This is a genomic window from Asanoa ferruginea, from assembly GCF_003387075.1.
Classification (GTDB): Bacteria; Actinomycetota; Actinomycetes; order Mycobacteriales; family Micromonosporaceae; genus Asanoa; species Asanoa ferruginea.
Map to the genome: position 1 here is coordinate 8,206,450 of NZ_QUMQ01000001.1, position 18,153 is coordinate 8,224,602.

Annotated in this window: 14 protein-coding genes and 1 pseudogene; 7 read left to right on the top strand and 8 right to left on the bottom strand. The window is 72.4% G+C overall.

The annotated features are described in order from the left end of the window. Window positions 1-10 precede the first annotated feature (10 nt). The 4 genes from DFJ67_RS43085 to DFJ67_RS38270 form a co-directional block, all read right to left on the bottom strand. Complete coding sequence (locus DFJ67_RS43085; RefSeq protein ID WP_170216160.1) at window positions 11-271, bottom strand: hypothetical protein; 261 nt, start codon at window positions 269-271, stop codon at window positions 11-13. A 94-nt stretch (window positions 272-365) separates the two neighbouring features. Further along, window positions 366-2,090, bottom strand: coding sequence for a sensor histidine kinase (locus DFJ67_RS43515; RefSeq protein WP_239097566.1), 1,725 nt, complete (start codon window positions 2,088-2,090; stop codon window positions 366-368). An 82-nt stretch (window positions 2,091-2,172) separates the two neighbouring features. Then, window positions 2,173-2,913: a response regulator transcription factor gene (locus tag DFJ67_RS38265; RefSeq protein ID WP_116074034.1), complete on the bottom strand. Its 741-nt coding sequence runs from the start codon at window positions 2,911-2,913 to the stop codon at window positions 2,173-2,175. A 75-nt stretch (window positions 2,914-2,988) separates the two neighbouring features. After that, window positions 2,989-3,585 carry a TetR/AcrR family transcriptional regulator gene (locus tag DFJ67_RS38270; RefSeq protein WP_116074036.1) on the bottom strand — a complete coding sequence of 199 codons (597 nt, stop codon included), beginning with the start codon at window positions 3,583-3,585 and terminating at the stop codon, window positions 2,989-2,991. A 42-nt stretch (window positions 3,586-3,627) separates the two neighbouring features. Here DFJ67_RS38270 and DFJ67_RS38275 point away from each other — a divergent pair, with 42 nt between their 5' ends. The 5 genes from DFJ67_RS38275 to DFJ67_RS38295 are packed head-to-tail and all read left to right on the top strand — an operon-like array spanning window position 3,628 to window position 9,364. Beyond that, window positions 3,628-5,115: a flavin-containing monooxygenase gene (locus DFJ67_RS38275; RefSeq protein WP_116074038.1), complete on the top strand. Its 1,488-nt coding sequence runs from the start codon at window positions 3,628-3,630 to the stop codon at window positions 5,113-5,115. 4 nt (window positions 5,116-5,119) lie between these two features. Continuing rightward, window positions 5,120-5,977, top strand: a complete 858-nt coding sequence (locus DFJ67_RS38280; protein ID WP_239097565.1) for an SDR family oxidoreductase — start codon at window positions 5,120-5,122, stop codon at window positions 5,975-5,977. Further along, the gene (locus tag DFJ67_RS38285) at window positions 5,974-6,774 is read left to right on the top strand and encodes an alpha/beta fold hydrolase (protein WP_239097564.1); all 801 of its coding nucleotides are present in this window, start codon (window positions 5,974-5,976) and stop codon (window positions 6,772-6,774) included. The genes DFJ67_RS38280 and DFJ67_RS38285 overlap by 4 nt, the downstream gene beginning before the upstream one ends. Window positions 6,775-6,787: 13 nt before the next feature. Beyond that, the gene (locus DFJ67_RS38290) at window positions 6,788-7,975 is read left to right on the top strand and encodes a low temperature requirement protein A (protein ID WP_239097563.1); all 1,188 of its coding nucleotides are present in this window, start codon (window positions 6,788-6,790) and stop codon (window positions 7,973-7,975) included. A 24-nt stretch (window positions 7,976-7,999) separates the two neighbouring features. Further along, window positions 8,000-9,364 carry a pentapeptide repeat-containing protein gene (locus tag DFJ67_RS38295; RefSeq protein WP_147315773.1) on the top strand — a complete coding sequence of 455 codons (1,365 nt, stop codon included), beginning with the start codon at window positions 8,000-8,002 and terminating at the stop codon, window positions 9,362-9,364. Between the two features lie 332 nt (window positions 9,365-9,696). Here DFJ67_RS38295 and DFJ67_RS38300 read toward each other — a convergent pair whose 3' ends face one another. Continuing rightward, entirely contained in the window at window positions 9,697-10,275 is a 579-nt protein-coding gene (locus tag DFJ67_RS38300) for a hypothetical protein (protein ID WP_116074044.1), read from the bottom strand. Between the two features lie 557 nt (window positions 10,276-10,832). Here DFJ67_RS38300 and DFJ67_RS38305 point away from each other — a divergent pair. After that, window positions 10,833-11,774, top strand: coding sequence for a hypothetical protein (locus DFJ67_RS38305; protein WP_409362980.1), 942 nt, complete (start codon window positions 10,833-10,835; stop codon window positions 11,772-11,774). A 75-nt stretch (window positions 11,775-11,849) separates the two neighbouring features. Here the strand turns inward: DFJ67_RS38305 and DFJ67_RS42455 are convergent, their stop codons facing one another. Both DFJ67_RS42455 and DFJ67_RS38320 read right to left on the bottom strand, forming a co-directional pair. Then, complete coding sequence (locus DFJ67_RS42455) at window positions 11,850-14,690, bottom strand: hypothetical protein (RefSeq protein ID WP_147315775.1); 2,841 nt, start codon at window positions 14,688-14,690, stop codon at window positions 11,850-11,852. Window positions 14,691-14,815: 125 nt separating this feature from the next. Beyond that, window positions 14,816-15,145, bottom strand: a complete 330-nt coding sequence (locus tag DFJ67_RS38320; protein WP_116074052.1) for an STAS domain-containing protein — start codon at window positions 15,143-15,145, stop codon at window positions 14,816-14,818. A 415-nt stretch (window positions 15,146-15,560) separates the two neighbouring features. Here DFJ67_RS38320 and DFJ67_RS43095 point away from each other — a divergent pair, with 415 nt between their 5' ends. Beyond that, window positions 15,561-15,959, top strand: a complete 399-nt coding sequence (locus tag DFJ67_RS43095; RefSeq protein ID WP_170215697.1) for a hypothetical protein — start codon at window positions 15,561-15,563, stop codon at window positions 15,957-15,959. Window positions 15,960-17,419: 1,460 nt separating this feature from the next. Here DFJ67_RS43095 and ppgK read toward each other — a convergent pair. Continuing rightward, window positions 17,420-18,085, bottom strand: a pseudogene (ppgK, locus tag DFJ67_RS44850) (polyphosphate--glucose phosphotransferase); the annotation flags it as partial. Between the last annotated feature and the right edge of the window lie 68 nt (window positions 18,086-18,153).

Here is an 18,153-nt window from a genome sequence, read left to right on the forward strand (position 1 = left end):
GTATGACAGGTCACGGGTCCTGCTCGGACCACTCGCCGGCGCCGGCCTCGCGCGCGTTGCCCGGCCCGCCCGGCCGTCCCGGCCCGCCCGGCCCTCCCGGGCCGCCCGGGCCGACCGCCTCGCCCGGCTCGCCCGCCTCGCCGAAGCCGAGCGCGATCCCGATGGCCAGGCCGATGCCGATGCCGATCGCGATGCCGATGGCCATGTTGTCGAACACGAACATCCCGAGCACGACGCCGATCACCACGCCGCACGCGATACCTGCTGTCACGCTCCGACGGGCCACGGCCACTCCCCTCCGTCGATATCCCGCACGGGTGCGATACCCGGCTGGCGTAACCGGCAAACCGGGCGGGCGCGCGGCGTCATCCGGGCGGGAGTTGTCCGGTTTCCGGGTCGTCGTCGGTGAACAGCGGCAGCCGTACGGTGAAAACGGTCTGTCCTGGCTCGCTGTCGACGGTGACCGTGCCGCGGTGCGCGTCGACGACGGCGGCCACGATCGCCAGACCCAGCCCGGTGCTGCCGGCCGCGCGGGACCGCGACGAGTCGCCGCGGGCGAACCGCTCGAACACCTCGCGCTGCTGGTCGGCCGGGATGCCCGGGCCGTCGTCGGCGACGACGAGCACCGCCGACCCGGCGTCGGTGGTCAGCGAGGTGACGACGATGCTGCCCGGTGGCGTGTGGGTGCGGGCGTTGGCCAGCAGGTTGGCGAGCACCTGGTGCAGCCGCAGCGCGTCGCCGTCGACCAGGACCGCCTCGGGCGGCAGGTCGAGCCGCCAGTGGTGGTCGGGCCCGGCCACGTGCGCGTCGCCAACCGCGTCGACCACCATCGCGGTCAGGTCGACGGCACCCGCGGCGAGCGGGCGGCCGGCGTCGAGACGGGCCAGCAGCAGCAGGTCTTCGACCAGCGTGGTCATCCGCGCGCTCTCGGATTCGACCCGGCGGATCGCGTGCAGCACGTCGGCCGGCACCGGCTCGCGGTTGCGGCGGGTCAACTCGGCGTAGCCACGGATGGCGGCGAGCGGGGTGCGCAACTCGTGACTGGCGTCGGCGACGAACTGGCGTACCCGGGTCTCACTGGCATGCCGGGCGGCGAGCGCGTCGCTGACGTGGGTGAGCATCCGGTTGAGCGCGGCACCGACCCGGCCGACCTCGGTGTCCGGATCGGTGTCGGCCGCCGGCACCCGGACCGACAGCGCGACCTCGCCGCGATCCAGCGGCAGCTCGCTGACCTGGGCGGCGGTGGCGGCGACGCGTTCGAGCGGGCGCAGCGAGCGGCGCACGATGAGGGCGCCCGCGCCACCGGCGAGCAGCAGCGCGGCGGCGGCCAGGGCCGACTCGATGATGACCAGGTCGCGGACGGTGTCGTCGACCGGCTTCATGGGCAGTCCGATCACGACCGTGCTGCCGTCGTCGTCGCGGGCGGCGAGCCGGTACTCGCCGAGGTCGCCGAGGTCGCGGCCGTGCGCGCGGCCGTCGGCGGGCACGTTCGCCAGCAGCGGGTGGAGCGCGGCGGGAATCGCGAGGATCTCGGTGGTGGATTCCGGGTCGCGCTTGCCGGAGAGGGTGACTTTCCCGTCGCGGACCACGGCGGCCAGCGTGTCGGGCGGCTGGCCGTTGATGGCCGGCCCGACGTCGGGCCACTCGCTCGGCGGCCCGGGCGGTGGCGGCGGTCCCGGAGGCCGGCCGTTGCGCGGTGGCCGCCCCGGCGGCGGGGTGCTGTAGCCCTGACGATCGCCCGCGGACGGGGTGCCGTCGCCGGGCTGATCGCCTGGGGATGGGGTGGCTTGGCCGGGCTGACCGCCGCCGGAAGGGGTGCCGTCGCCGGGCTGACCGCCGCTGGAAGAGTTGCCGTCGCCGGACTGATCGCCGCTCGAAGGGGTGCCGTCGCCGGACTGATCGCCCGCGGCTGGGTTGCCGTCTCCCCGGTCTGGGTCGCCGTTGTCCGGGTGGGCGCCGGCCGGTGGCAGGCCGGCGCGGAGTTGGCTGGCGGCGAGTTGCCGGTCGACCTGGCCGACCAGCGAACGGCGGAGCGCGACGGTGGTGATCGCGCCAGTGCTGATCAGCACGAGCGTGAGCAGGGCGATCACCGCGAACAGCAGCCGGGCACGGAGCGACCGGGTCCGCCGCCTACGAGGCGCCGGGGGCGCTGGGGAGAGCGCCCCCGGCGGCTCAGTCGGCGGGCTTGAGGACATATCCGGCGCCCCGCAGCGTGTGGATCATCGGTGCGTGCCCGGCGTCGATCTTCTTCCGCAGGTAGGAGATGTAAAGCTCGACGACGTTGGCCTGCCCGCCGAAGTCGTAGTTCCATACTCGGTCGAGGATCTGTGCCTTGCTGAGCACCCGTCGCGGGTTGCGCATCAGGAACCGGAGCAGCTCGAACTCGGTCGCGGTGAGGGTGATCAGGGCACCGGAGCGGCGTACCTCATGGGAGTCTTCGTCAAGGGTGAGGTCACCGACGGTGAGCACCGCCTCCTCGCGCGCGCTGACACCCACCCCGGCCCGCCGCATCAGCGCTCGCAGCCGGGCCACCACCTCTTCGAGGCTGAACGGCTTGGTCACGTAGTCGTCGCCCCCGGCAGTGAGCCCCGCGACCCGATCCTCCACCGCGTCACGCGCCGTGAGGAACAGGACCGGAACATTGGGCGCGTGTACGCGCATCCGCCGCATCACCTCGAGCCCGTCGAAGTCGGGCAGCATCACGTCGAGCACGACGACGTCGGGGCCGAAGAGTTTCGCCTCCTGCACGGCACCGCCGCCGGTCAGTGCCGACCGCACGTCCCAGCCCTCGTAGCGCAGGGCCATCGACAGCAGGTCAGCCAGCGTCGGCTCGTCGTCGACGACGAGCACCCGGATCGGCGCGCCGTCGATGCGCCGAAAGTCGGTTAGCCGCCCGTCGCCGATCGTGACCATGCTCCATATCGTGAGGGCGCTTACTGTGCGCCGTTTAGGGGTTTCCTGTGTGCCACCTGTGAGCTTCGCCGTTCATCATCCCTCCGGGACGACCGCGGTGAACAGTGCGACCACGTGCTCGGTGAGGCCGGTGAACGTGTTGCCGGGCTCGCCGCTCGGGCCGACGACGTCGAGCATGAGCTCGTTGATGCCGCCGACCAGGGCGAGCGCCATCGGCGCGGTGAGCGGCGTGATCTTCGGGTTGGTCCGCCGCGCGCCGTCGACGACGTCGACCAGGGTCTGCGCGAACTCGCGCTGCACCCGCTGCCGCATCCGGTAGGCCCGCACGCCGGCGGCCTGCATCTCGACCACGACGGCGCGGTTGACCGGCAGCATCGCGTCGAGGGAGCCCAGGTAGGCGGCGGTCAGCGCGCGGATCCGGTCGGGCCAGGGCTGCTCGATCGCGCCGGCGCTGCGCAGGACCGCCATGATCCGCGCGCAGGCGTCGCCGTAGAGCGCCATCAGGCACGCTTCCTTGTCGGCGAAGTGCTCGTAGAAGGTGCGTTTCGAGACGCGCGCGTTGGCGACGATGTCGGCGATCGTGGTCGCGGCGTAGCCTTTCTCGGCAACGGCGTTGGCGAGCGCGAGCTCCAGGCTCGCGCGCACGTCGGCCGCGGTGCGCGGGGCGGTCATGGGTGTCGCCTCCGGAGGAATGCTGGTGGAGGTGAGCCGATCATGGCTGAGCTGATCACGGGCGACGGCGCCGCGCCGGCACAAGACCGACACAGTCGGATCGCCGTCATCGGCGCGGGCTTCGGCGGGATCGCGACCGGCCTGCGCCTGTTGGCGGCCGGCCACGACGACTTCGTCATCTTCGATCGCGGCGACGACGTCGGCGGCACCTGGCGGGACAACACATATCCCGGGTGCGCGTGCGACGTACCTTCCCACATGTATTCATTGTCGTTCATGCCCAACGCGGAGTGGACCCGCAGTTTCTCCGGGCAGGAGGAGATCTGGGCATATCTGCGGCGGTGCGCCGCGTCGTTGCGGCCGTTCCTGCGGCTGCGCCACGAGGTGCGCGGCGCGGCGTGGGAGGGCGGTCGGTGGGTCATCGACACCTCCGAGGGTGTGCACACCGCCGACTTCCTGGTCGCCGCCGGTGGTCCGCTGTCGTCGCCGGTCATCCCCCCGCTCCCCGGTTTGACCTCGTTCGCCGGCGCCGCGTTCCACTCGGCCCGCTGGGACCACTCGTTGGAGATGCGTGGTCGCCGGGTCGCGGTGGTCGGCACCGGTGCCTCGGCAGTGCAGTTCGTGCCCCGGATCGCGCCATCGGTGGCGTCGTTGTCGCTGTTCCAGCGGACGGCGCCGTGGGTGATGCCGCGTGGCGACCGCGACTTCTCCGCGCGGGAGCGGCGGGTGTTCACGCGGGTGCCGGGTGCGCGGCGGCTGGCCCGGGCCGGTGTCTACTGGGGACGCGAGTTGGCCGCCGTCGGGTTCCTGCATCCGCCGGTGATGCGGCTGGCGGAGCGGGCGGCGCGGCGGCATCTCGCGGCGTCGGTCGCCGATCCGGCGTTGCGGGAAGCGCTGACGCCGGCGTACCGGATGGGCTGTAAAAGGGTTCTGCTCTCCGACGATTTCTATCCGGCGCTGTCCCGGCCCAACGTCTCGTTGGTCACGTCGCCGATCGCCTCGGTGACGCCTGACGGGCTGGTCACCGCCGACGGCACGAGCCATGCCGCCGACACGCTGATCTTCGCGACGGGCTTCGAGGCCACCGACCCACCGCTGGCCTCGCTCATCCGGGGCGCGTCCGGGTCCACACTGGCCGAGGCCTGGGGCGGGAGCATGCGGGCCTACCTCGGTTCGACCGTGCCCGGATTCCCCAACCTGTTCCTGCTGCTGGGGCCGAACACGGGGCTCGGGCACACGTCGGTGGTGTTCATGATCGAATGCCAGATCGATCATCTGGTACGGCTGCTCCGGCACATCGATTCCGCCGGTGGCGGCGCGTGGGAGCCGACGCCGGCCGCGCACTCGTCGTTCGGCGCGTTCGTCGACCGGCGGATGGCCGGGACGGTCTGGCAGTCCGGTGGCTGCCATAGCTGGTATCAGGACCGCAACGGCCGGGTGTCGGCGCTCTGGCCCGGGCACACCTGGTCCTTCTGGCTGCGCACCCGTCGCTTCGACGCTCGCGCGTTTCGTCCCGTCGGTTTGGAGTGATCTTGTGAACGGCTCCGTTCTGTTCATCACCGGCGCCGCGCGCGGGATCGGGGCGCACACCGCCCGGCTCGCGGTCGCCCGCGGCGCGCGGGTCGCGCTCGTCGGCCTGGAGCCCGCACGGCTCGCCGACCTGGCCGCGTCGCTGGGCGACGCCGCGCGGTGGTTCGAGGCCGACGTGACCGACCAGGCCGCGCTGGAGGCCGCCGTGCGCGGCACGGTCGACGCGTTCGGCGGCATCGACGCGGTGGTCGCCAACGCCGGCATCGCCAACCGCGGCACGATCGCGGTCGGCGACCTGGAGGCACTGGTCCGGACCATCGAGGTCGACCTGATCGGCGCCGTCCGCACGGTCGGCGCCACGGTGTCGGAGGTGTCCGCCCGGCGGGGCTACTACCTGCTCGTCTCGTCGGCCGCCGCGTTCGCCGCGCTGCCGGGCATGTCGGGCTACTGCGCCGCGAAGGCCGGGCTCGAGCACTTCGGCAACGCGATCCGGCTCGAACTCGCCCATCGCGGTGTCGCCGTGGGCACCGCACACATGAGCTGGGTCGACACCGATCTGGTCCGCGACGTGAAAGACGACCTGCCGACGTTCCGCGCCGCGCTCGACCGGCTGCCCGGCCCGCTCGGGCGCAGCGTGCCGGTGCAGCGGTGCGCGGAGGCTTTTGTCGACGCGGTCGCGCGGCGCCGCCGCCGGGTGTACGTGCCGCGGGTGGTCGCGCTGGCCTCGGCGTTCCGGTCGGTGGCCAACGGCTCGTTCGGCGGCTGGATCGCCCGGCGGGCGGCGGCCACCTCGGTGCCGGAGCTCGAGGCGCAGTTGGGCGCGCTCGGGCGTGGCTACGGGCGCAACACCGCGCCGCAGTGACGTCGCTCTTCTTCACCCGCCGTGGTTCCGGGCCGCCGCTCGTGCTGCTGCACGGGATCGGGCATCACTGGCGGGCCTGGGAGCCGGTGCTCGACCAGCTGGCGGCGCACCACGACGTGATCGCGGTCGACCTGCCGGGGTTCGGCCGGTCCCCCTTGCTTCCGGACGACTTCGCCGGCATGCCGTCGCTGGTCTCGGCGCTCGCGTCGTTCTTCACGTCTCTCGGTCTCGGCCGGCCGCACGTGGCGGGGAACAGTCTCGGCGGCGCGCTCGCGTTGGAACTCGCCGCGGCCGGGCATGTCGCGTCGGCCACCGCCCTGTCGCCGGCCGGTTTCGCCAGCGCGGGTCAGTTGCGCTATGCGGTTGTCGTGCTGACCGCCCATCGACTCGTGTCGCGCCTGCCCACCCCTGTCGTGCGTACCGTGATGCGATCTTCGCGGTTGCGCTCTTTGGCGTTCGGCATGCTGCTGTCGCGGCCGGGGCGGATCACGCTCGAACGGTGCCTCGCCGACACGGCGGCGCTGCGCGACGGTGTCGCGTTCCGTGCGGTCGCCCGGGCCAGCCGCGGGTATGCCTTCAGCGGCGCGCCGACCGTGCCGGTCACGATCGGCTGGGGCACCCGGGACCTGATCCTGCGCTACCGCCAGGCCGCGGTCGCCCGGCGCGGTCTGCCGCACGCCCGACACGTCGACCTGCCCGGTTGCGGGCACGTCCCGATGAGCGACGACCCCGACCTGGTGGCCGATCTGATCCTGGCCACCACCGGCGCCCTACCCCCTCCGGCCGGCGGGCTGTGACACAGTTTCCTGCGTGACGACAGCCCCGCGCCGCACGTTCTACCGGCCGATGCGGTCCCGGTCCGCGACCGAGCCGAATCGCGCCTCGACGCCCCTGGAGCTCCTGTTCGACCTGTGCTTCGTGGTCGCGGTCGCCCAGTCGGCCACGGGGCTGGAGCACGCGGTCGCCGAGCACCACTTCGGGCACGCCGTCTCCGCGTACGCGATGGTCTTCTTCGCCATCTGGTGGGCGTGGATGAACTTCACCTGGTTCTCGTCGGCGTACGACGCCGACGACGACATCTTCCGGCTGTCGGTGCTGATCGCGATCGTGGGTGCGCTGATCATCGCCGCGGGTGTGCCGCGCGCTTTCGACGGCGACTTCCTGCTGGTCACCATCGGCTATTCGATCATGCGGCTCGCCAACGTCGGCCAATGGATCCGGGCCGCCGTGTCAGACCCGATCCACCGGACGAACGCGACGCGTTACGCGATCGGAGTCGCCGCGGTCCAGGTCGGCTGGTGGTTGTGGCTGCTCGCGAGCGGCGACGCCGTCTACTGGGCGTTCGGCATCCTGGTCGTCGCCGAGCTGATGGTCCCGGTGTGGGCCGAACGGCCGGGCATGACCGAGTGGCACCCTGGCCACATCGCCGAGCGCTACGGCCTTTTCACCCTGATCGTGCTCGGCGAAACGGTGCTGGCCGCATCGGTGGCCTTCGAAAACGGACTGGGCGGCGACGCCAACGCCGACGTGATCTGGCTCGGTGCGGCCGGCATCGTGATCGTCTTCGCGATGTGGTGGCTCTACTTCGACCGCGAGGGTGGGCTCGGGGGCCTGAGCAGCTTCGTCTGGGGCTATGCCCACTATCTGGTGTTCGCGTCGGCGGCCGCCGTCGGTGCGGGGCTGGTCGTCAACGTCGCGTTCCACACCGGCGAGGCACACATCTCCGACACCGCCGCCGGCTACGCGCTCGCGATCCCGGTCGCGACCTACCTCGTCAGCGTCTGGGCGTTGCATATCCTGCCCCACGAGCGTGGCCTGCTGCTGGTGACCGCGCCTTTGGGCGCGGTGCTGATCCTGCTCGCCCCGCTCGTGCCGGCGACGGCCCAGGTGATAGCGCTGCTGATGGCGCTGGTCGTGGCGATCACGGTCGCTCCGTCGCGGCGGGCCGCCGCCCTGTCCACAAGCGAAAGTTATCCACAGGCCACACCCCCCGCCTGACCCTTCAATGACATGCTGTCCGCCGTGACAGCCCCCAAACGCACCGACGACCTCCGCGTGATGCCGTGGTGGTATGTGCTCGTCGGCGTGCTGCTGGCCATCGCCCTCGGCTGGCTGGTCCTCGACTGGTTGCTGGCCGAGGCCAACCGCGCCACCAGCATCGACACGCGGGCCACGCTGCGGGTCGACGCGATCCGCACGGCCCTGACCGTGGTGGCCGGCACCGGCGGCGGCCTGGCCCTGCTGCTGGCCGCACGCCGGCAGTGGCTGAGCGAGCGGGCCCAGCGCCACCAGGAGTTCACCGCCGGCCGCGACCACTCCCACCGCGAGCTCGTCCAGGCACACACCGAGCGGGTCGCCGCGACCACCCACAAAAACCAGGAGGAGCAGGCCCGCCTGGCGGAATACGACGCCACCGAGCGCCGCGTCACCGACCTGTTCACCAAGGCCGTCGACCTGCTCGGCAGCGACAAGGCCGCGGTCCGGCTGGGCGGCCTCTACGCACTGGAGCGCCTGGCACAGGACAACCCCCGCCACCGCCAGACCGTGGTGGCGGTGGTCTGCGCCTATTTGCGGATGACCGACGGCACTCCCCCGGCCGGCGACGACGAGATCCGCCGCAGCGCACAACGCCTCCTCACCCGTCACCTGCACGCCGATCAGGCCGACGCCTGGTGGCCGGAGGTCCGGCTCGACCTGGCCCACACCCGTTTGACCAACTTCGACGCGAGCGGCTGCACCCTGATAGCGGCCGACTTCACCGGGGCTCAGTTCGCCGGCGACGCCCGCTTCGTGGGCGCCCACGTGGAGGGCGGGGTGACGCTATCGGGCGCGACGTTCGACAACGCCACCTTCGACGAACTGACCACAGCGGGCGCCTTCGTCCTCGACGGCGCGCGCTTCTCCGGCGCGGCCACCTTCGCCCGGTCCCGTTTCGGCGGCGAGGTGTCCGCGCGTCGCGTCGTTTTCCAGGGCGCATCGTTCGCGGAGGCGGCCTTCGAGAAGACGGTGACGCTCGACCACAGCACCTTCGCCGACACGACCTCGTTCCGCAGGGCCACGTTCCATAGTGGATTCTCGATCGAGCGCGGCTCATTCGCGGCCTACGCCGGCTTCCGCACGGTCACCTTCGAAGACATGGCGTTCTTCCGCTGGACCGCCTTCCACGGCGACGCCTATTTCGAAAACGCCACCTTCGGCGGCGCGGTGAACCTCGGCCGGGCCGAGTTCCACGGCCGGGCCAGCTTCGCCGGCGCGACGATGCGCCGCCGCCCCAACATCGACCACGTCCGCGCCGCGGCCGACCAGGCCCACGTCTGGCCCGCAGGCACCACCACAGAGAAGGAAGACGACCACTGGATCGTCCTGATCGACCACCACCCCGCCTAGGACACCAGCCACGCGTTCCGCAACGGTCGGCACGGTCCGCGGCGGCGGGGCGCGGCCAGCAATGCGGGCCGCACCCAACCTGCGGCCATCTGGAGCGACAGATCTGTCAAAGAAGAATCGACTCAACAGATACGGCGCCCCGGATCGGGCCAAGTCCGTGTCCTTCTGAAGCAGGTGCGGCCTCCTCGGCACCAACCGCGCCGGCAGGAAGCGCCTGATGCGGCTCCTCGTCGGCTCTGCACCGCGTGACGGGACGGCCAGGTCCGTGGGGAGAAAGGCAGCTCGTCGCGATCGAACGGGACCACCGCGTAGCGGGCGCGGGAGAGCGATGGTCAGGTGTGTAGGCGCGAGCGGGGACCGTAGCGCTTCGCCAGCGCCACGCCGCCGACCAATGCGGCCAGGACCGCGAGGGTGGCCAGCACCGCGGCCGTCGTGCGGCCGCCGCTGGGCTTCGTCTGGTCCGGGGCGGTCGGCAGGCCGACCAGCAGGGCGGCGTCGCCGGCCTGGCCGTTGTCACACTCGGCGACCAGGTCGTAGCTGCCGGGTGCGGCGTCGGCCGGCACGCGGTAGGAGACGCGGAAGGCGCCCGGGCCGCCGGCCGGGTAGGGCGCCAGCGGCAACTCCGGCGGGCCGCCGAACGGGGTCACGTCGACGCTCGCCGAGGTCGCGCGGGTGCCGCACCAGACGTCGATCACCGTGGTCCGGCCGGGCATCGCCTTGGGCGCGAACACCGTCGCGTCGGCCGCAGCCGGAGCGGCGCCGGCCAGGACGAAGAACGAGACCACGGAGACGCCGAACAGGGCTACCCCGGAGGCCAGCCGGAGCCGGGCCGGCGGGCGGTCGGCGGTGGCGGTCCGACGCCGCGCGCTGGCAGCATCCGCCGCCGCGAGCGACGCTTCCTGATCGCGCATTCCGCACCTCCGGTAGCCCCAGGACACCAGAAAAGCGCGGCTAACAGCTCAATTCAGGCAATCAGCCCCAGCGGGGCACGACTCCACATAAGATTTTCGGGCCGCCGTCCAGCTTGGCGCACGCCGTGGCAGCCAGGACAAAGCCGGCATTTCTTGCGTACCCGATGGATCGTCCATTACGGATAAACATGATCGCCACGCCACCCCGCTGCGAATGAACGGCAAGGGGCGATCCGGCAACGGATGTCCGCCGAGCCGAGCCCGCGCTCATCCGCACGGCCCCCGTTGCTCCACCGTTCGACCGAGGCGGTGGCTTCGGCCCCGATTGCGACTGGACGCTTCCGAATTGCCAGGCTTGTCCGCGCGTGCATGGGCTTGACGGACAAGCCGGTATGGCACCTTGCCGGCCCGAGCCCTCCCGGGGTCGTCCCGCCTGACTAGGTGGGTCCCCTACAAATGTGGCGCAGGCCACAAATCTGGCCGGTCAAACCTGGGCGAGCCCTGTCTAACCTCTTCGGGTGCCGCGCAAGGACATAGGAAAACATCGACATGACGGAATTAGCCCGACTACCCGTTCGGTTGAGGTCACCCCAGGCGGTCAGCCAACCGGACGCCATAGACGAGAGATCGAGTCGACCGAGCTGACCAAGCTGCGGACCCGACTCAAACCGATTTTCGCCACGCCCGCCGCGCGTGTCGGCCTCGTTGCCGGTCTCGTGTGTTGCCTCGGCCTCGCGGCCGCGGTGGAGACCCGCGACGCCGGCTCACCGGCCCGCACCGCCACCTCGGTGGCGGCCGCGGAACAGGCGGCGGCCCAGGCCGCCGCGAACCGTTCGCTCGACGAGACGCAGCAACGCGCGTCCCGGTCGAGCGTCCGCGAGGCGTTCACCCCCCAGCAAGCCCCATCCCCCACGCCGACGGCCACGACCCCCGCGCCGCCGGCACCCACCAAGACCACTCCCCCAACCCGTAAGCCAACCCCCCGCAAGACGACGCCCACCAAGCGGGCGACCACCCCCACCAAGAGGGCCACCACGGTGGCGCCCAAGCCGAAACCGGCCGTAGTCGCGCCGGTCGCGGGCCTGACCCAGGCCCAAATGAACAACGCCGCCACGATCGTCAAGACCGGCGTCAGCATGGGGATCCCCCAGCGCGGTCTGATCGTCGCGATCGCGACTTCGATGCAAGAGAGCAACCTGCTCAACCTGGCCAACACCGGCCTGCCGGAGTCGCTGAACTACCCCAACGAGGGCACCGGGTACGACCACGACTCGGTCGGCCTGTTCCAGCAGCGCACCAGCAGCGGCTGGGGCACGGTGCAGGAACTGATGACGCCGGCGATCTCGGCCCAGAAGTTCTTCAACGCGCTCGAGCAGATAATCGGCTGGCAGAACATGTCGATCGCCGGCGCCGCCCAGGCCGTGCAGGTCTCCGCGTTCCCCGACGCGTACGCCCAGCATGAACTGGCCGCCACCACGGTGGTGCAGGCGCTCACCTGACCGAGCCCACTCAAGGGTGTTTGACCCGGGCGGCCATCCGGCCGCCCGGGTCTTCTCGTTCTCGGGATGCGGCGTTCAGCGGATGACGGCCGTACGCCGGCCCCGCAGGCGCGGCCACCGCCCCTTGCCCTTGCCGTCCTTGTCGCCCTCGCCGGCTTCCGCGTTCTCGGCTTCGTCCGTCTCGTCGCCGCCGCTTTCCTTGGCGTCGCTTCCCTTCGCGGCGTTTCCCTTGGCTTTGCTCCGCTTGGCCTTGGCGCCGGGTCCGTCGTCGGTCTCGTTGCCGTCGTCTGGCGTGGCCGGGGTCGCGGACCTGGGTGTCTTTGGGGTAGTCGTCGCTTCCGGCTTACTGGCGGCGGGGCGACCTGTGCCGGACTCGGCCGCTGGTGCCCCGGAGCGCAGCGTAGGTAGCTGCGCCGGCGCGCCGTTGTCGCCGACGTCCGCCTTGGCGGACAGGCCGCGCGGCCCCGGAGGTTCATCGTGCGGGGGCAGCGGCACGTCGGTGCTGGTCGCCCTACCAGCGACGCCGTTGCTTGGCGTGCTTGCGGCTCGTGGGCCGTTTCCTACCGGTACCTCCGACGCCCGACGGGCGGCGGTATGGCCACTTGGGCTTTTATCCGCGTTCTCGACCGCCTTGCCGTTGCCCGAAGCCCCACCGGCCGGCTTGCTGCCGCCGTTACCAGAGCCGCCCGCGGACTGGCCGTTACCGGACGAGCCGCTCTGCCGCGACCCGCCGTCGCCTGGCCGGCTGCCACCGCTGTGTGCCGGTCGCCCGGCGCCGCTGTTGCGGCCATCTCCGTTGGCGGGCCGTCCGCTGTTCGCACCGGTCCGGCTGCCGCGCCCACCGTTGGCTGCGCTCCCGGCTCCCCGGCCGGTGGCCGGAGCGCCGGACCGGGCACCATCGGCCGCCGCCGGAGCCCCAGCGGCAGGGCCGCCGGCCCCGGCCCGAGGGCCGTTTGCCGCGGCAGCGCCACCAGCGCCCGCCGCCGCTCCCGCACGAGAGCCGTTCCCGGCCGCCGCGCGACCGTTGCCCGACCCGGCCGAGCCACCCGCTGCGGCACCGGAATCGCCGGCCGCAGGCCGGACACCGTTGCCCCCCGTTGCGGCACCAGCCGCACCGCCGGCCGCCGGACGGCCACCGCTGCCGGCCCCCGCCGAACCACCCGCGTTGCCACCCGCCGCCGCACCACCAGCGCCACCCGCGGCAGGCCGGACACCGTTGCCAGCCGTTGCGGCACCAGCCGCACCGGCGTTAGCGGACGCCGCCGGACCGCGCGCTGCGCCACCGGCAGCACCGCCACTACTCGCCACACCTGCCGCGCCACCCTGGGTCGCGGCTGCGCTACGCGCACCGCCCGAAGAAGGCGCACCAGCGTTGCCGGCAGTTGCCGCCCCGCCCTTGTTCCCGCTGCTCGCGGGACCAGCACCACTGCCCGAGGTCGCAGGCTTGGCACCGGCCGCCGAGCCCTTACCGCTCGCCGCGGCGCCATTAGGCGTCGACGCGGCACGCGAGTTGGCTGCCGGCTGCCCGACGTACCCGTTGGAGCCCGCCTGCCCAGACCCGCCCGAAGCGGCGGCACCGGCCGCCGGGGCCTTCGCCCCGTTCGGGCTCGAAGCCGGCCGCGGCGCACTGCCGTTGGACCCCGCCTCACCAGACCGAGCCGCCGCACCCGCGGCAGGCGCCTTCCCACCGCTGGGGCTCGAAGCCGACCCAGCCGCAACGCCGCCGGAACCAGCCGACCCGCCAACACGGCCACCGGAGCCAGCCGGCCCGCTACCATTCGCCGCCGCGGGAGCCTTGCCACTGGCCGGCAAGGCCGCCGCACCGTTGGAATTCGCCTGACCCGCGGCGGCACCGGCAGCCGGGGCCTCACTCGGGCTCGAAGCCGGCCGCGGACCGCTGCCGTTGGAGCGCGGGCTCCCGGCCGCAGCCGGAGCGCCCCCCGGCGCCGCGGCGCTACCCGCCGCCGCACGATCAGCCGGCGGCTGCACGCCGCCCCCGGCCACACCGGCACGACCGGTGACCTTCGGCGCGGCGCCACCGTTGGGCGAGGGCTCCGGACCCGCGTTGCGGCCCTTGCCCGCCGGTGCGTTCGGCTTGGCGTCCTTGCCCGACCCACCCTTCGAGCGAGCCTTGCCCAACAGGCCACCCTTGCCGAACAGGCCACCCTTGCTCGGCTTCTCCGGCGGGGTGGGTTCGCTGACGGGGACGGCGTCGCGTACGGGCGCGATCTCGCCATTGACCGGCGTCGGGGAGGGGCGTCCCGACGGGGTCGCGTCGTGTTTGCCGGCTGCGGCGTTGCCCTTCACGGCGGCCTGGCCGGACTCCTGGTGGTGGGCACCGTCGTTGCGTTGCGGTGCGCCCTTGGCAACCGGCGCCGTGCCGGTCGCCCGGACGTTCGCGGCCTTGCTCCCGGCCGCCGCACGGCCTGTCTTGGCGGGCGCGGCGGCGGCGGGGGTTGCCTCCATGCCCACGGCCGCGCCGGCCGGCGCGGGCTCGAAGCTGATCTGCGCGAGGACCTTCTCCGCGCCGTCCTGGCGGCGCCGGCGAGCCGCGAGGGCGAGCTCGAAGTCGCGCCGCGCCTTCAGCGCGTCGTTGTAGGCCTCGGCCCGGATGCGCTGCGCGTCTTCGCGGGCCTTGGCGAGCGTCTCGCGGGCCTCGGCGACGATGTCGGCCGCCTCTTCCTCGGCGAGCGTGACCATCTGCTGGATGCGGAGGGTGTTGCGGTAGACGGCCGGGCGGGCGCGCAGCATCTCGTGCAGGCGCTCGGCCTCGGCGCGGACCATGCCCAACTCGACCCGCATGCCGGCGGCGCCCTCAGCTTGCGCCGTCGCGCTCGCGAGTTGCTCGCCCAGATCCAGAAGGCAACTGTCGACCTCGTCGCGGTCGTAGCCGGATTCGACGATGGAGAAGTCCATTAGCTCGCCCCCAGGTAGCCAGTCGTTTCCCCTCCCGGCCATCCTCCCGAGGCATAACCCGTTTCGGGCCGTTTTGCGGAATTAATTCCACATTGGCCCGCGGTCGGGTGTGTCGACCTGACAGCTCAGGAATCGTCGCTGAGCAACGTGTCCAGCCCACTGATCTTCAGTACCCGAGCCACGACCCCCCGCGCGCCCGTCAACCGCAGGGAACCCCCGGCCGCCGAGCTGAGATGGTGGCCCCGGATGAACGCAGACATCCCGGTCGAGTCACAGAACGTCACATCATGAAGATCAATGACAATTGTCGTACGCCCATCGCCCACCACCTCGTCGATGCGTTCACTGAGGTAGGGGGCGGTGCTCAGGTCGAGCTCCCCCGCGAGCCGCAAAACCACCACATCGGGCCGGTCCACCCGGCTCACCCTCAATGTGACGGAGGCGTCGTCGATCATTGCCACCCTGCAAGCATATAACCCATCCCGACCGCCCGCGCCACGGGCACGAGCTCCGTTACCAGCCGGTTACGCGCGCCCGCGACCGGCCGATTCACCGCCCATTTCGCACGCTCGATCTGGGACGATCACACACCACACCGTATCCGGCCCCACCCGGCCCCATCGCCGAGGTGACCGTCGCACCTAGCCCCGCCCAGCGCCGACCAGACGGCGGGACGAGCCTGACGTCGGAGCCCGTCGAGACACGCCCTCTGTCCTATCCGGACACTACAGCGTCACACCCAGATCTCGACACACCCGATCCACAGTGGATGAGGTGGATCGGTGGCGGACGTCGCTGGCGGGGTGCCGCCGCGCGACACCCCGCCATCCGACAATCGCCTACCGACTCGCCCGCGCCACGCTCTTTCGCGTGGACCCACGACTCGTCGCTGACTTCCGCACCGCCGCCGTCGTCTTGCGCGACGTCGCCCCCCGCGCCGCCGAGCCCGCCTTACGTGCCGGACCTGTGGACTTCCGCGCGGCCGCGGCCGACCTACGCACCGAGCCAGCCGCGGTGGCGCGCGACCGAGCGGTAGTCGCCGCGCCAGCGCTCTTGCGCGCTGCAGACGCCATCTTCCGGGCCGCACTCGCCGGCTTCCGGGCCGCCGAGCCCGACTTACGCACAGTGCCCGTCGCGGTCCCCCGCGACTTGGCCGTCGTGGCCCGCGCCGCGCTCGTGCTCCGGCTCGCCCCCGACGTCGCCTTGCGCGCGGCACTGGTCGCCTTGCGAGCCGCACTCGCCGGCTTCCGGGCCGCCGAGCTCGACTGACGGACGGTGCCCGTCGCGGTCGCCCGCGACCTCGCTGTCGTGGCCCGCGCCGCGCTCGCGCTCTTCCGCCCCGCCGACGCCGACTTACGCACCGCACCCGTCGCCGTCACCCGCGACCTGGCCGTCGTGGCCCGCGCCGCGCTCGCGCTCTTCCGCCCCGCCGACGCCGACTTACGCACCGCACCCGTCGCCGTCACCCGCGACCTCGCCGCCGTCGACCGCGCCGCGCTCGCGCTCTTCCGCGCCGCCGACGCCGACTTACGCACCGCACCCGTCGCCGTCACCCGCGACCTCGCCGCCGTCGACCGCGCCGCGCTCGCGCTCTTCCGCGCCGCCGACGCCGACTTACGCACCGCACCCGTCGCCGTCACCCGCGACCTCGCCGCCGTCGACCGCGCCGCGCTCGTGCCCTTCCGCGCCGCCGACGCCGACTTACGCACCGCACCCGTCGCCGTCACCCGCGACCTCGCCGCCGTCGACCGCGCCGCGCTCGCGCTCTTCCGCGCCGCCGACGCCGACTTACGCACCGCACCCGTCGCCGTCACCCGCGACCTCGCCGTCGCCGACCGCGCCGCGCTCGTGCCCTTCCGCGCCGCCGACGCCGACTTACGCACCGCACCCGTCGCCGTCACCCGCGACCTCGCCGCCGTCGACCGCGCCGCGCTCGTGCTCTTCCGCGCCGCCGAGGTCCGCTTGCGGGCCGCACTCGTCGATTTCCGGGTCGCCGAGGTCGACTTACGCGCCGATGTCGACTTACGTCCCGTGGTCGAGCGGGCGCTGGTCGCTTTCCGGGTCGAGCCGGCGGACCGGCGGGCCGGACCCGTCGATGCCTTGCGGGGCGCGGTCGACTTGCGCGCCGTGGTCGACTTGCGCGTGGCCGGCGCCTTGCGCGCCGTCGACGACTTGCGTGGCGTCGCTGCCTTCCGGGCCCCGGTCGACTTCCGCGCCGTCGTCGACTTGCGGGCCGAGGTCGACTTGCGTGCCGTCGTGGACTTGCTCGCCGCAGTCGACTTGCTCGGCGTCGCCGACTTGCGCGCTGCCGTCGACTTGCTCGCGGTCGCCGACTTGCTTGCGGTCGTCGACTTGCGGGCCGTCGCGGCCGTGCCGGTCGACTTGCGCGGCGTCGTCGACTTGCGGGCCGTGGACGACTTCGTCGCCTTGCGCGCCGTCGTCGACTTGCGGGCCGTGGACGACTTGGTCGCCTTGCGGGCCGTCGATGTCTTGGTTGCCTTGCGCGGCGTCGAGGCGCTCGGGCCGGACGTCGACTTGCGGGCGCTCGATGACTTCCGCGCCGTCGATGCCTTGCGGGCGCCGCCGGTCGACGACGACTTGCTGGGCGTCGATTTGCGGCCGTCGGCGCTTGCCTTGGTCGCCGTGGTGCGGCCGCTGCGGGCCTGCGGGGACGCGAGCGCGGCGCCGATGATGCCCGCGTTGTTGAGCAGCATCGCCGGCACGACTTCGGTTTCGACCTCGATGCGCGACAGGAAGCTGTCGGACTTGCGGCTCACGCCGCCGCCCACGATGAACAGGTCTGGGCTGAGGAGTTGCTCCAGGTGCTGGAGGTATTTCTTGACCCGCTTGGACCACGCGCCCCAGCCCAGATCCTCGTCCTGGCGCACCCGGGCGGCCGCGCGCTTCTCCGCGTCGACGCCGTGCATCCGGATGTGGCCGAACTCGGTGTTGGGCACCAGCATCCCGTCGATGAAGACGGCGCTGCCGATGCCGGTGCCGAAGGTCAGCATGACGACCTTGCCCTTGCGGCCTTTGCCGGCGCCGAAGGCCATCTCCGCCATGCCGGCCGCGTCGGCGTCGTTGATGAGCGCCACCGGGCTGCGCAGCTCTTCGGCGAAGAGCTGGGCGCCGGGCGTGTTCATCCACGACTTGTCGACGTTGGCCGCCGTGCGGACAAAGCCGTTCTGGATAACGCCGGGGAAGGTGATCCCGACCCGCTCCGGGCGCCCGCCGAAGTGGCGAACCACTTCACCGACCGCCGAAACGACGCTCTTCACGTTGGAGGGTTGCGGCGTATCCACCCGGAAGCGTTCGCCGGTGAGCTCGCCCCGCCTGATGTCGACCATGGCGCCCTTGATGCCCGAGCCGCCGATGTCGATGCCGATAACCGCCATGAACTCACGTTACGCCCGGGGCGATTGCCGCGCAGGGTTTCCCGCCGGCAGCCCGCCGGCGCCCGGAA

Coding starts and splice junctions, on each gene's coding strand:
- DFJ67_RS38270 (WP_116074036.1), bottom strand. CDS start 3,585: ATGACCGCCCCGCGCACCGCGGCCGACGTGCGCGCGAGCCTGGAGCTC.
- DFJ67_RS42455 (WP_147315775.1), bottom strand. CDS start 14,690: ATGGACTTCTCCATCGTCGAATCCGGCTACGACCGCGACGAGGTCGAC.
- DFJ67_RS38300 (WP_116074044.1), bottom strand. CDS start 10,275: ATGCGCGATCAGGAAGCGTCGCTCGCGGCGGCGGATGCTGCCAGCGCG.
- DFJ67_RS38275 (WP_116074038.1), top strand. CDS start 3,628: ATGGCTGAGCTGATCACGGGCGACGGCGCCGCGCCGGCACAAGACCGA.
- DFJ67_RS38265 (WP_116074034.1), bottom strand. CDS start 2,913: ATGGTCACGATCGGCGACGGGCGGCTAACCGACTTTCGGCGCATCGAC.
- DFJ67_RS38320 (WP_116074052.1), bottom strand. CDS start 15,145: ATGATCGACGACGCCTCCGTCACATTGAGGGTGAGCCGGGTGGACCGG.